The following is a 12,382-nucleotide window of genomic DNA, read 5'->3' as shown; positions in this document are numbered from 1 at the left end:
GCCGCGTCGACTCAGGCCCGCGTGCGGCGCGGCAGGCGCAGGCGCTGCTGCACGAGCAGGATGCCGAGGAAGACGACGGCGGCCCCCACCGGCTCATTCCAGGAGATTCGTTCGCCGAGGACGAGGATGCCGAGGGCCACCCCGACGACGGGGGTGATGTACGTCACGGTGGACGCGCGGGTGGGGCCCCAGGCGCGCAGGGTGTTCTGGTTCCAGACGTAGGCGATGCCCGTGCCGAGCACGCCCAAGGCGAAGATGCTGCCGACGACGGGGAGCGAGAGGTCCATCGGCTCCGCGAGGATCAGCGGGGAGAGCACGACCATGAAGGCCGCAGCCGGACCGATGTAGCCGAACGCGAACGCGATCCCCGACAGGCCCGTGTCGCCGAGGAAGCGGCGCATGTAGGCGAGGCTGAAGCCGTAGCAGGCCGTCGCGCCGAGCAGGGCGAGCTGGGCGACGATGCTGTCGCCGACCTCGGACACGGCGCCGGGGGCGATGATCACGACGACACCGGCGATACCCACGGCGACGCCGAGCAGTTGACCGAGCTCGAGGCGCTCGACGCGGAACACCGCCCACGCCATGATCGCTGTCATGATCGGCGTGGTGGCGTTGAAGATGCTCGCCAGTCCCGACGACACGTGCTGCTCGGCCCACGCGAACAGCAGGAACGGCACGACGCAGAAGCTGAAGGCCAGCACGCACAGGTGGGCCCAGACGCGCCGGTCGCGGGGCAGGCGCTCCCGCCGGATCGCGACGATGGCACCGAGGGCGAGAGCGCCGAACAGCAACCGGCCGCCCGCGACCTGCGCGGGCGTCATGCCGGTGAGGGCGATCGCGATGAAGAGGAAGCTCGACCCCCACACGATGCCGGTGAGCACGAATTGCACGGCGATCGAGACGGGGGAGGGGGAGGGAGCGGATGCCACGCTCCCGACGATAGGGCGATGTTCCGACATCGATCGTGTCGCCGGAATGCGACGTCCGGAATACGCCGACGATCGGCAGTCCGGTCGTGTTCGGCCCGTTCCGCTCGGGAGGGCTGCCGTGCTGCCCGACGGGGGCGACGCGCCCCCGCGAGGTGCCGCGGGACTCAGGGCTGCGGGTCGAGTGCGTCGTAGTCGCGGAAGCGCGGGGACAGACGCACGAGGGTGCCGACCAGGGCCAGGATGACGATGCCACCGAGCAGGGGCGGGACCCACAGGGCCGCGAAGGTGGCGAGGGTACCGGCGTAGAGCGCCCCCACGCGGGGGCCGCCGGCCACCACGACGATGAAGATCCCCTGCAGACGCCCGCGCATGGCATCCGGGACCGCCGCCTGCATCATGGTCGAGCGGTAGATGGCGCTGACGTTGTCGGCGGCGCCCGAGACGGCCAGGACGAGGGCTGCGAGAACGATGAGGAGCACGGCGCCCCGGTCTTCGCCCGTGTCGGTGGGGCGGCCCCACCCCACCGCGGCCGCGAGCAGCACGAGGCCGAAGAGCCCGATGGACAGGCCGTAGACCTGGATCGACCGCTCGATGCCCAGCCCCTGGCGGCGCACCCGCCCGACCGGACCGGAGAACAGACTCGACAGGAACGCTCCCGCCGCCACCGCCGCCGTGAGAACGCCGGTCGTGATCGCGCCGCCGCCGAGGAGCACCGCACCGATCGCGGGGAACAGGGCGACCGGCTGGCCGAAGGTCATCGCGATGATGTCGAGGATGTACTGCAAACGGATGTTCGGGGCGCGGCGCAGGAACCGTGCGCCGTCGCGCAGCGACGCGAGGCCGGGGCGCACGACCTCGCCCTCGGGCCGCAGCCGCGGCAACGACCACAGGCCGAGGAACAGCGAGGTCATCAGCAGCACGTCGAGCGAGTAGGTCCAGGCGTATCCGGCGAAGGCGACGAGCACGCCCGCGAGGGCGGGGCCGGCCATGACCATGATGCCGACGGTGACCCCCTGGAGGGCGGCCGCCGCGGGGAGCAGGTCGCGGGGAAGCAGGCGCGGAGTGATGGCGGACTTCGTGGCCATCACGATGGAGTTCGCCGCCGAGTTCACGACGCTGAGGACGAAGAGCCACCCGACCGTCTCGAGGCCCGTCCACGCGAGGGTCGCGAGCAGGGCGGTGGAGGCGAAGGTCACCACCGCCGCCAGGAGGGCGACCGTGCGGCGGTCGAATGCGTCGGCGAGCATGCCGCCGTAGAGCCCCGCAGCCACCATCGGCAGGAGGCCCGCCACGGCGATCATCGACACCGCGAAGGTGCTCTGCGTGAGCTCGAAGACGTGCAGCATGACCGCCACGACCGTGAGCTGGCCGCCGAGGCCCGCGAGGGTCGACCCGATCCACAGGCGCGCGAAGGCGGGGGAGGTGGTGAGGGGGCGCACGTCGATCAGGGCGCTCTGCCGTGTGCTCATGCGTCGACGTCCACGCGCTTCACGCGGGCCGTGTGGCCGCGGACGATGTCGACGTCGCGCGGGGCCACGCCGAAGTGCGCGGCGAGGGCGCGGACCACGCCGCTGTTCGCTGCGCCGTCGACGGCGCGTTCGCGCACGTGCACGACGAGGCCGTCGGCGGTGTCTTCGACGAGGGGGCCGCGGCGGCTGCCGGGCTTGACGCGGACGGTGAGCTGCACGGATCGAGGCTACGCCAGCCCTCCGACGCCCCCGCTCGCCGGAGCGCGCGGGGGCCGCGCCAGGGCGCAGCGGTTCGTTCGCGGCATCCGGATGCTGGTAGACTCATGCGGTTGCCGTTCGATCGGCCGCGGATAAAGAGAGCTCGCACATCGTGTGACGGGCGCCGCGCAATGAGAAGGAAGGGGATCCCATCTATGGCACTCGAAGCAGACGTCAAGAAGGCGATCATCGAAGAGTACGCGACGCACCCCGGTGACACCGGATCCCCCGAGGTGCAGGTCGCGATGATGACGCAGCGCATCAAGGACCTCACCGAGCACCTCAAGATCCACAAGCACGACCACCACTCGCGCCGTGGACTCTTCCTGCTCGTCGGTCAGCGCCGTCGCCTGCTGGGTTACCTGCAGGACGTCGACATCAACCGTTACCGCTCGCTCATCGAGCGTCTCGGTCTGCGTCGCTAATCGCACCAGCGTTCTATCGCGCAAAACATTCTTGGAAGGCCGCCCCACGGTGTGGGGCGGCCTTCGGCGTTCCCACGTGCATCGTCGTCGGAGGTCCCTGAGCCTGTCGAAGGGACCGGAGCCCACGCGCACCCCGGTGGCTTCGACAAGCTCAGCCACCTTGGCGCCGAGAACCGGCCGCCTCGGCGCCGAGAACCGGCCACCTCCGGCGTGCGAACGGCGAGCGGCGAATGGCGAACGCCCGCCGCCGGGTCGGCCGGCCAGCGGGCGTTCGTCGAGCGGGTCAGGACGCCGTGCGCGCGGCCAGCAGGTCGGAGTGCCACCGCTCCGCGACGTCGGGGTGGGCCCGCAGGCGGGACTTCAACGCGTTCTCGCCGTAGGTGGCGTGGATAGGGTTGGTCGGGTCCTGCGAGACGCCGCGTGCCTCGGCGGCGAGATCGGCGGGCAGGTCGATGATCGGCAGGCGCGCGTCGAGCGCCGGGTTGAAGAAGAACGGCACCGAGATGCGCTCGTCGGGGTACCTCGGCGAGATCACGCGGTGGTTCGTCGCGGTCAGGTAGCCCTGAGTGGCGTACTCGAGCAGCTCGCCGATGTTCACCACGAACGCGCCGGGCACCGGGGGAGCATCGACCCACTCGCCGTCGCGCTCGACCTGCAGGCCGCCCTTGCCGGGCTCGACCCACAGGAGCGTGAGGACGCCGGAGTCCTTGTGCGCCCCGACCCCCTGTTGAGGCGTCGGGTCCTCTTTGCCGGGGTAGCGGACGATCTTGATGAGCGTCTGCGGGTCGCCGAAGTGCCGGTCGAAGTACTGCTCCTCGGCGCCGAGGGCGAGAGCCCACGCGCGCAGCAGCTTCCGGGCGACACCGGTGAGGTGGTCGTGCCACTCGGTCACGACCTCGCGCAGCTCGGGCTGGGCGGCCGGCCAGAGGTTCGGCCCGATGAGCCGGTTGTAACCGGGGCCGTCGGCATCCGGGATCGCGTCGCGCTCGGGCCCGATGTCGATCTGCTCGCGCCAGTCCACGCGCCCCTGCGTGCGCTCGCCGCCGACACGGGTGTAGCCCCGGAAGTGGGGGCTGGTGACGTTCTCGATCGCGAGCTTCTCGGCCTCGGGGAGGGCGAAGAAGTCGTGGGCGGCCTGCAGCAGGCGCTCTTCGAGCGCGGGCGTGACGCCCGTGCCGGTGAGGTAGAAGAAGCCGACGTCGTGAGTGGCGGAGCGCAGGTCGTCGCGGAAGCGGGACGCGGCCTCGGGCCCCTGATCGAGGAGCGAGAGGTCGAGGATCGGGAGGTTCAACTCGGACATGGATCGAGGCTAGGTCGGGGCGCGCGCTGGTGGGCGAATGTTGCCGAGCGTTACCGGGGATGCCCGCGGCGTCCGCATCCGGTCGACATCGGGGATGCGCGAACCGGCGAAAGTGCGTAATCTGTCACAGTCAGGTGAGGCTGTCCTTACCTGATCCGCAGCGTCGCGGTCCTTCCTCCTCGTGAAAGTCGGAACTCCCGCCCGTGCTTGCCAGCTTCTTCGCCACCTTCCTCATCGGCCTTCGCGAAGGCCTCGAGGCCGCACTCGTCGTCGGCATCCTCGTCGCCTATCTCACGCGCCTCGATCGCCGCGACGCCCTGCCGAAGCTGTGGACCGGCGTGGGGCTCGCCGTGGCCCTGGCGCTCGGCGTCGGGGCGATCTTCACGTTCGGGGCCTACATGCTCACGTTCGAGGCGCAGGAACTGCTGGGCGGGGGACTCTCCCTGCTCGCGGTCGCGATGGTCACGTGGATGATCTTCTGGATGCAGAAGGCCGGCCGCACCCTGAAGGCGGGCCTCGAGGGCGGCATCGACAAGGCACTGCGCGGCGGCGTGTGGGCGCTCGTCGCGATCGGGTTCGTATCGGTGGCCCGCGAGGGTGTGGAGACGACCCTGCTGCTCTGGTCGATGGTGCAGTCGTTCGGCGAGTCGCCCGTGGCGCTGCTCGGCGCGCTCCTGGGGCTCGCCACCGCCGTCGTCCTCGGCTGGTTCATCGCGCGCGGCATGCTGCGCCTGAACCTCGGCCGCTTCTTCACCTGGACGGGCGGGTTCCTCGTCGTCGTCGCCGCGGGCGTGCTGGCCTACGCCTTCCACGATCTGCAGGAGGCGGGCGTGCTCCCCGGTCCGTTCGGCGCCGGCGCGCCGATCGACGCCGCGACCGGTCTGGTCGCCACCGGCTGGGCGGGCTTCCCCTTCGGCTGGGCGTTCGACGTGTCGGCCACCGTCGCCCCCGACAGCGCCCTGGCGGTGCTCCTGCAGGCGACCGTGGGCTTCATGCCCCAGATGACCTGGATCCAGGTCATCGCATGGGTCGTCTACGTCGCCGTCGTCGCTCCGCTCTTCGTGCGCGGGGTGCGTGCGGGCCGCCGTCCGCGCCCTTCGTCGTCGCCGCTCACTCCTCTGGCGGAGTCCCGGCCCGACGCCGCGCCGGCCACGGTCGCCACCTCCACCGCCCCCTGAGACCCCTTTCCTTCCGCGCGCACCCGACGCCGCGGCATCCCTTCCTCGAACGGAGCACAGCACCATGAATCCGACACGCCTCCTCGCGGCCGGTGCCGCGGCCGGCGCCGCCGTCCTCGTCCTCTCGGGCTGCGTCGCCAAGACCGACGCGGCGGCCTCCGGCGCCCTCACCGTGACCTCGACCGTCGACGGCTGCGCCGTCTCGGCCGGGAGCGCCCCGAGCGGCACCGTGGCTTTCACGGTCGACAACAAGAGCGACCAGACCACGGAGTTCTACCTGCTGGCATCCGACGGCCTGCGCATCGTGGGCGAGGTCGAGAACATCGCCCCGGGCGCCTCGCGCGATCTCACCGTCGTCGCGCAGCCGGGTGACTACTTCACCCTGTGCAAGCCGGGGATGGTCGGCGACGGCGTCGGAAAAGCCGCCTTCACGGTGACCGGTGACGCCGTGGCCGTCGAGGGACCGGATGCCGAGCAGAAGCAGCAGGCCGTCGATCTGTACGCGGCCTTCGTGAAGGATCAGGTCGGGCAGCTCATCCCCGCGGTGCAGACCCTCGCCGCCGCCTATGAGAGCGGCGACGACGCGACGGCGCGCGAGCAGTTCCCGCGCGTCCGCGCGTACTACGAGCGCATCGAGCCCATCGCCGAGGCGCTCGGCGACCTCGACCCCCGCATCGACTACCGCGAGGTCGACGCCGTGGCCGAGGGCCTGGACTGGACCGGGTTCCACCGCATCGAGAAGGACCTCTGGGTCCCCGCACAGGACGCGCTGAACGCGGACGGCGAGACGCCCGCCTGGAAGGACTGGGCGCCCTCCACCCCCGCCGAGCGCGCCACCTACGGCGACAAGCTCATCGCCGACACGCAGGAGCTGTACGACTACGTCCACTCCGACGCCTTCACCCAGGCGCTCGACGCGCAGGGCGTGGCCGGCATCTCGAACGGCGCCATCGCGCTGCTCGACGAGGTCGCCACGGGCAAGATCAGCGGCGAAGAGGACTGGTGGTCGGGGACCGATCTGTACGACTTCGCGGCGAACGTCGAGGGCTCCAAGATGGCCTTCTCGCTCGTCCGCGACTTCGCCGAATCGAAGGGCGACAAGGGCGCCGAGCTGGTGACGCGCATCGACAAGGGCTACGCCGACCTCGAGGCGGCCCTCGCCGCGCACGGCTCCGCGGACGCCGGCTTCGTGCCGTACTCGCAGCTCACCGAGGCGGACAAGCGTCAGCTGACCGACCTCATCAACGCCCTCGCCGAGCCGCTGTCGCAGCTGACGGTCACGGTGCTGGAGTGAGCGTGAGCCACGACGAACAGACCTCCGCTGCCGCCGGACCCTCGGGTTCGGCGGCAGCCGCGTCGCCGTCCGGCCGCGACGCGTCGGCGGGAGTGTCCCGCCGCGACCTGATGGGCCTGGCCATCGGCGCGAGCGCGACCAGCCTCGTCGTCGGCGCGGGCGCGGGTCTCGTGGGGGGAGCGGCGTATGGCCAGGATCAGGCGCGACGGGTGATGGATGCCGTGGCCCCGGCATCCGGCATCCATCAGCCCGGCATCACGACCCCGGTGCAGGAGCACCTGCATTTCGCCGCGTACGACATGATGGCGCGGACGACCCGCGACGACCTCGCGGAGCTGCTCGCGGACTGGACCTACGCCGCGAACCGCCTGATGCAGGGCCTCGACGTCAGCGCGACGGGTGCCCTGGGTGGTTCGCCCGAGGCCCCGCCGGACGACACGGGGGAGGCCGTGGGTCTTCCGGCGAGCAACCTCACGATCACGTTCGGCTTCGGGCCGTCGCTCTTCGACGCCCGCTTCGGGCTCGAGGGGCAGCGCCCGCCGGGCCTCGAACGGCTGCCGGCGTTCCTGGGCGACGACCTCGACCCGCTGCGCTCCGACGGCGACCTGTGCATCCAGGCCTGCGCCGACGATCCGCAGGTGGCCGTCCACGCGATCCGCAACCTCAGCCGGATCGCCTTCGGCCGTGCGACGATCCGCTGGTCGCAGCTCGGTTTCGGCCGGACCTCCAAGACCACCGCCGCGCAGACGACGCCGCGCAACCTCTTCGGGTACAAGGACGGAACGGCCAACATCCTGGCCGACGACACGGCCGCGCTCGACGAGAACGTGTGGGTCTCGGCATCCGAGGGTCCGGCGTGGCTCGCGGGAGGGTCGTATCTCGTGGCGCGGCGCATCGCGATGCTCATCGAGACGTGGGATCGCACCCGCCTCGCCGAGCAGGACCGCGTCGTCGGTCGCGACAAGGGCGCGGGGGCGCCGCTGTCGGGCGGCGACGAGTTCACCGCGCCCGACTTCGGGGCGACGGATGCCACGGGCAAGCCCCGCATCGACCGGCGCAGCCACGTGAGCCTCGCGCACCCCGACAACAACGGGGGGATCCGTCTTCTGCGACGCGGCTACAACTTCGTCGACGGCACGACCGACCTCGGTCGGCTGAACGCCGGGCTGTTCTTCCTGTCATTCCAGAAGAGTCCTGACCGTTTCATCACGCTGCAGAAGGCGCTGTCGACGGATGCCATGGGCGAGTACATCCGCCACGTCGGCTCGGGGCTGTGGGCGGTGCCCCCGGCTGCCGCCCCGGGCGCGTCGATCGGGGCGGGGCTGTTGGGCGCGTAGGGAGCGGGCGGTGTGGGCCTGCGCGGCGTGGGCCCGTGCGGGCGCGAGGTCACACGTTCCGCGCGAGATCACGACGTGCGGCGTCGTCGAAGCTGCGCTCTCGGGCCGATCGTGTGATGTCGCGGGTCGCGGGTCGCGGGCCGCGGGGGTGCGTCAGCTCCCGCGACCCGCGCCGAGCTCGCGGTCGCGGAAGAGCCACGGCATCCGGGGCTCCACCAGCGGGCGCGTCAGACGCCGGACCGGGCGGCTCGACAGCGCCACGGCGATGCCGACGCTCGCGACGACGACGACAGGGATCCACAGCCCCATCGGCTCGAGGCCCCGCAGCACTCCCGACTGGCGGAACGGGTAGAGCACGAACGTGTGCAGCAGGTAGACGTACATCGTGTACCGACCGAGGTGCGTCCAGCGGGTTTCGCGGCGGGGGATCAGCACCAGGAACGCGGCCATCAGCACGAGCGCGAGCGCGATGATCGCGAGCCGCACCCCGCCCGCCCACCACTGCGGCGCGTCGAGGTCGGCATAGGCATCGACGAAGAAGAACCAGGTTCCCAGCCGCACGTCGCGCCAGGTGTCGACGAAGACGAAGGCGAGCGCCGCGGCGGTGACCAGAACGGTCGCGGCGGCCGCCCGGAGCCACACGGGCCGCGCCGCGAGCAGCCCCGCGCGCGCGACGACGTCGTGCTCGCGCAGCCACCATCCGAGGGTGAAGAAGGGCAGCAGGCCGAGGAAGCGCGAGAGCGAGAACGTCGAGTCGATGCTCGGCAGGTATCCGGCCACGATCGAGATCGCGAGGGCCCACACCACGGGCGCGCGCAGCAGCGCGAGATACGGCAGCACGAGCCGGAACAGCGCGAGGGCGAGCAGGAACCACAGCGTCCATGACGGTTGCGCGGGGTCGAGGTTCGTCCTCCCCGTGACGAGGAACTGCGTGATCGTCCACAGGGTCTCGAAGATCAGGTAGGGCGCGATGAGGTCGGTGAACAGGCGAGCCATCCGGCGCCGCGTCGGCTCGGCGGACGATGAGAAGAACCCCGCGACCAGCGCGAACAGCGGCATATGGAACGCGTACACGAGCAGGTACAGCGCCTCGGCGGCATCCGAGTCGTAGGTCAAGCGCTGGATCGCGTGGCCGAACACGACCAGGACGATCGCGGCGAACCGGGCGTTGTCCCAGAACGCCGTGCGTGTCTTCGGGGGCGAGGTCGAGGCATCCGTCATCCCCGGCGACGATAATCGCGTCGGGGAGAGGGGGCCACGGGGGTGGATTCCGGATGCCGATGGGGTACGGCGGAATAAACCCCGGCGTGGTGCGTTCCACCATGTATATTCAGATGCATACAAAACAGGAGGCGCATCATGGGTGAGACGAACAACTGGCCGGGCATGCAGTTCGGTGTCATGACGGTGAGCGACATCACCCAGGACCCGACCACGGGCAAGACGCCCAGCGAAGCTCAGCGCATCACGGACACCCTGACGATCGCGAAGCACACCGAAGAGGTGGGCCTCGACGTCTTCGCCCTCGGCGAGCACCACAACCCGCCGTTCTGGTCGTCGTCGCCCACGACGACGCTGGCGTACATCGCCGCGCAGACCGAGCGCCTCATCCTCACGACGTCGACGACGCTGATCACCACGAACGACCCGGTGAAGATCGCCGAGGACTTCGCGATGCTGCAGCACGTGTCGGGCGGCCGCGCCGACCTCATGCTCGGCCGCGGCAACACCGGTCCGGTGTACCCCTGGTTCGGGAAGGACATCCGTCAGGGCCTGCCGCTGACGATCGAGAACTACGACCTGCTGCACAAGTTGTGGCGCGAGGACGTCGTCGATTGGGAGGGGAAGTTCCGCACGCCCCTGCAGGGCTTCACCTCGACCCCGCGTCCCCTCGACGGCGTGCCCCCGTTCGTCTGGCACGGCTCGATCCGCACGCCCGAGATCGCCGAGCAGGCCGCGTACTACGGCAACGGTTTCTTCGCGAACAACATCTTCTGGCCCAAGGAGCACTACCAGCGCCTCATCACCCTCTACCGCGAGCGCTTCGCCCACTACGGCCACGGCACGCCCCAGCAGGCGATCGTCGGTCTCGGCGGTCAGGTCTTCATGCGCGCCAACTCGCAGGACGCGGTGCGGGAGTTCCGCCCCTACTTCGACAACGCCCCCGTCTACGGCCACGGCCCGAGCCTCGAGGACTTCAGCGAGATGACCCCGCTGACCGTCGGATCGCCGCAGCAGATCATCGACCGCTACGCCGCGATGCGCGAGACCTTCGGCGACTACCAGCGTCAGCTCTTCCTCATCGATCACGCAGGGCTGCCCACCAAGACGGTGCTCGAGCAGCTCGACATCCTGGGCGGTGAGGTCGTGCCGGTGCTGCGCAAGGAGCTGCAGAAGAACCGCCCGGCAGAGGTGCCCGACGCGCCCACGCACGCCAACCTCGTCGAGAAGATCTACGCCGGTGCCGCCCCGCGCCAGGCCGTCCCCGGCGCGAACCGCGGCGACAACATGGTCTCGGGAAGCCCCTACCAGGATGCCGCGCCGCGCTCGGGCAGCGCGTTCGGCGCCGCGGCGACGAAGGTGGGTGCCTGAGATGGCCGCCCGTCGTATCGCGGTCGTGACCGCGGGACTGTCGACGCCCTCGTCGACGCGGATGCTCGGTGACCGCCTCGCCCACGCGGCGCTCGCCGAACTGCGCGAGCGGGGGATCGCGGCCACGGCCGACGTCTTCGAACTGCGCGACTACGCGCACGACCTCACCGACAACCTGCTGACGGGCTTCGCCCCGCCGGCGCTCGAGCAGATGATCAACACGGTTGTCTCGGCCGACGGCCTGATCGCGGTCACGCCGATCTTCTCGACGAGCTACTCGGGCCTGTTCAAGTCGTTCATCGACGTGCTCGACCCGCAGGCGCTCACCGGCACGCCCGTGCTGATCGGCGCCAACGCCGGCACGGCCCGTCACTCGCTCGCGATCGACTACGCGATCCGTCCGCTGTTCACCTACCTGCACGCGAATCCCGTACCGACCGGGGTGTTCGCGGCATCCAGTGACTGGGGCTCCAACGCCGACGAGGTCGCCCCGCTGGGCTCGCGCGTCGACCGCGGCGCCCGCGAGTTCGCCGACGCGATCGCAGCCCGCGAGCCCGTGCGCGACGCCGACCCGTTCGACCCCTCCTCGTACCTCGGCGAGGGCCGCTCGTTCGGTCACCTCCTCGGCGGCTTGTCGGGGGAGTGACCCGTCTCGACGCCCCGTCGCCCTCGTGGGTGGCGGGGCGTCGTCGTGCGTGGGGCGTGATGGGCGTGATCTCTGCGGGATTCGGGGTGCGGGTATGCGCGTCGCGGAGGGTGTGCACGGGCCGGTTCAAGGGTGCGGGGGCGCGAACTCGGTGATGCGCGTGACCTCCGTCGTTTCTGGGGCGTCCGAGCGGAAGGTGTACGCACCACGGAGAGCTCGTGCGCGGGCGACGAAGCAACGCTCCGCCTAGGGTGGGGGCGAGCAGAAGGAGTCGGGATGGATGCCGCGCAGTGGGACGAGCGATACCGCGCCTCGGCCGGGGGAGTGTGGGCCACCCAACCGCCCGCGGTCGTGCGGGAGATCGTGACCCCGCTGCCGTCGGGAACCGCGATCGACGTGGCCACCGGCGACGGACGCACCGCGCTGTGGCTCGCGGAGCGGGGCTGGGCGTGTACCGGTCTCGACTTCTCGAGCGCAGGACTCGCGCTCGCCGCGGCTCGGCCCGGTGGTGACGCCGTCGAGTGGGTCCAGGCCGACGTGCACGAATGGGAGCCCGACGCCCCCGTGGATCTCGTCGTGTCGTGCTACCTCCACCTTCCCGACAGCGCGGCGGCGATCGCGAGAATCGCGCAATGGGTGACGCCCGGCGGCACGCTCGTCGTCGTCGGACACGACGTCGAGAACATCGCCGCGGGAGGTCACGGGCCCTCCGACCCCGCGATCCTCTACACCCCGGAGATGCTGCGCGGCGCGCTCGACGACCGGTTCCGCATCGCGCGGTGCGAACGGATCGTGCGAACGAGCGCCGATGCGGAACTCCGCGAGGGGCACCCCGCGGCGGCGGTCGACTCGCTCCTGCACGCGGTGCGCGTGCGCTGACGCGCGCGGCCCGCGGCGGTGAGCGCACGGCGATCCGCGACCGCAGCGGCGCACGGAGCGACCCGCCCGGGAAGC

Annotated in this window: 12 protein-coding genes; 7 read left to right on the top strand and 5 right to left on the bottom strand. The window is 71.0% G+C overall.

Translation table 11 applies throughout. From position 1 onward, the window contains the following. Nucleotides 1–11: 11 nt before the first annotated feature. From AB0N82_RS15085 to AB0N82_RS15075, 3 genes are all read right to left on the bottom strand, one after another. Nucleotides 12–929: a DMT family transporter gene (locus AB0N82_RS15085; RefSeq protein ID WP_363392643.1), complete on the bottom strand. Its 918-nt coding sequence runs from the start codon at nucleotides 927–929 to the stop codon at nucleotides 12–14. A 164-nt stretch (nucleotides 930–1,093) separates the two neighbouring features. Next, nucleotides 1,094–2,398 carry an MFS transporter gene (locus tag AB0N82_RS15080; protein ID WP_363392640.1) on the bottom strand — a complete coding sequence of 435 codons (1,305 nt, stop codon included), beginning with the start codon at nucleotides 2,396–2,398 and terminating at the stop codon, nucleotides 1,094–1,096. Further along, the gene (locus tag AB0N82_RS15075) at nucleotides 2,395–2,616 is read right to left on the bottom strand and encodes a DUF167 domain-containing protein (protein WP_363392637.1); all 222 of its coding nucleotides are present in this window, start codon (nucleotides 2,614–2,616) and stop codon (nucleotides 2,395–2,397) included. The genes AB0N82_RS15080 and AB0N82_RS15075 overlap by 4 nt, the downstream gene beginning before the upstream one ends. A gap of 195 nt (nucleotides 2,617–2,811) precedes the next feature. On the opposite strand from AB0N82_RS15075, the gene rpsO reads away from it, so the two are divergent. Beyond that, nucleotides 2,812–3,081: a 30S ribosomal protein S15 gene (rpsO, locus tag AB0N82_RS15070; RefSeq protein ID WP_013583433.1), complete on the top strand. Its 270-nt coding sequence runs from the start codon at nucleotides 2,812–2,814 to the stop codon at nucleotides 3,079–3,081. A 283-nt stretch (nucleotides 3,082–3,364) separates the two neighbouring features. Here the strand turns inward: rpsO and AB0N82_RS15065 are convergent, their stop codons facing one another. Then, on the bottom strand, nucleotides 3,365–4,381 hold the full coding sequence (locus AB0N82_RS15065; protein ID WP_363392634.1) for a 2-oxoglutarate and iron-dependent oxygenase domain-containing protein: 1,017 nt from the start codon (nucleotides 4,379–4,381) through the stop codon (nucleotides 3,365–3,367). A gap of 203 nt (nucleotides 4,382–4,584) precedes the next feature. On the opposite strand from AB0N82_RS15065, the gene efeU reads away from it, so the two are divergent. The 3 genes from efeU (at nucleotide 4,585) to efeB (ending at nucleotide 8,190) form a co-directional block, all read left to right on the top strand. Next, nucleotides 4,585–5,559 carry an iron uptake transporter permease EfeU gene (efeU, locus tag AB0N82_RS15060; RefSeq protein ID WP_363392631.1) on the top strand — a complete coding sequence of 325 codons (975 nt, stop codon included), beginning with the start codon at nucleotides 4,585–4,587 and terminating at the stop codon, nucleotides 5,557–5,559. Between the two features lie 64 nt (nucleotides 5,560–5,623). Next, nucleotides 5,624–6,853, top strand: a complete 1,230-nt coding sequence (gene efeO / locus AB0N82_RS15055) for an iron uptake system protein EfeO (RefSeq protein WP_363392628.1) — start codon at nucleotides 5,624–5,626, stop codon at nucleotides 6,851–6,853. Nucleotides 6,854–6,855: 2 nt separating this feature from the next. Then, nucleotides 6,856–8,190, top strand: a complete 1,335-nt coding sequence (gene efeB, locus AB0N82_RS15050) for an iron uptake transporter deferrochelatase/peroxidase subunit (protein WP_363393342.1) — start codon at nucleotides 6,856–6,858, stop codon at nucleotides 8,188–8,190. Nucleotides 8,191–8,343: 153 nt separating this feature from the next. Here efeB and AB0N82_RS15045 read toward each other — a convergent pair whose 3' ends face one another. Further along, complete coding sequence (locus AB0N82_RS15045; RefSeq protein ID WP_315993114.1) at nucleotides 8,344–9,411, bottom strand: acyltransferase family protein; 1,068 nt, start codon at nucleotides 9,409–9,411, stop codon at nucleotides 8,344–8,346. Between the two features lie 138 nt (nucleotides 9,412–9,549). On the opposite strand from AB0N82_RS15045, the gene AB0N82_RS15040 reads away from it, so the two are divergent. The 3 genes from AB0N82_RS15040 (at nucleotide 9,550) to AB0N82_RS15030 (ending at nucleotide 12,307) form a co-directional block, all read left to right on the top strand. Beyond that, nucleotides 9,550–10,782: an LLM class flavin-dependent oxidoreductase gene (locus tag AB0N82_RS15040; protein ID WP_315993113.1), complete on the top strand. Its 1,233-nt coding sequence runs from the start codon at nucleotides 9,550–9,552 to the stop codon at nucleotides 10,780–10,782. A gap of 1 nt (nucleotide 10,783) precedes the next feature. Beyond that, a complete protein-coding gene (locus tag AB0N82_RS15035) occupies nucleotides 10,784–11,428 on the top strand; it encodes an FMN reductase (RefSeq protein ID WP_363393339.1) in 645 nt (214 codons plus the stop codon). A gap of 276 nt (nucleotides 11,429–11,704) precedes the next feature. Continuing rightward, nucleotides 11,705–12,307 carry a methyltransferase domain-containing protein gene (locus tag AB0N82_RS15030; protein ID WP_363392624.1) on the top strand — a complete coding sequence of 201 codons (603 nt, stop codon included), beginning with the start codon at nucleotides 11,705–11,707 and terminating at the stop codon, nucleotides 12,305–12,307. Nucleotides 12,308–12,382 lie beyond the last annotated feature (75 nt).

Origin of the sequence: Microbacterium sp. NPDC089186 (assembly GCF_040685115.1) — a bacterium.
GTDB lineage: Bacteria > Actinomycetota > Actinomycetes > Actinomycetales > Microbacteriaceae > Microbacterium > Microbacterium galbum.
Note: the sequence above shows the minus strand (reverse complement) of the source record. Positions and strands in the feature narration are given on the sequence as shown.

Coding starts and splice junctions, on each gene's coding strand:
- AB0N82_RS15080 (WP_363392640.1), bottom strand. CDS start 2,398: ATGAGCACACGGCAGAGCGCCCTGATCGACGTGCGCCCCCTCACCACC.
- rpsO (WP_013583433.1), top strand. CDS start 2,812: ATGGCACTCGAAGCAGACGTCAAGAAGGCGATCATCGAAGAGTACGCG.
- AB0N82_RS15065 (WP_363392634.1), bottom strand. CDS start 4,381: ATGTCCGAGTTGAACCTCCCGATCCTCGACCTCTCGCTCCTCGATCAG.
- efeO (WP_363392628.1), top strand. CDS start 5,624: ATGAATCCGACACGCCTCCTCGCGGCCGGTGCCGCGGCCGGCGCCGCC.
- AB0N82_RS15045 (WP_315993114.1), bottom strand. CDS start 9,411: ATGACGGATGCCTCGACCTCGCCCCCGAAGACACGCACGGCGTTCTGG.
- AB0N82_RS15040 (WP_315993113.1), top strand. CDS start 9,550: ATGGGTGAGACGAACAACTGGCCGGGCATGCAGTTCGGTGTCATGACG.
- AB0N82_RS15035 (WP_363393339.1), top strand. CDS start 10,784: ATGGCCGCCCGTCGTATCGCGGTCGTGACCGCGGGACTGTCGACGCCC.
- AB0N82_RS15030 (WP_363392624.1), top strand. CDS start 11,705: ATGGATGCCGCGCAGTGGGACGAGCGATACCGCGCCTCGGCCGGGGGA.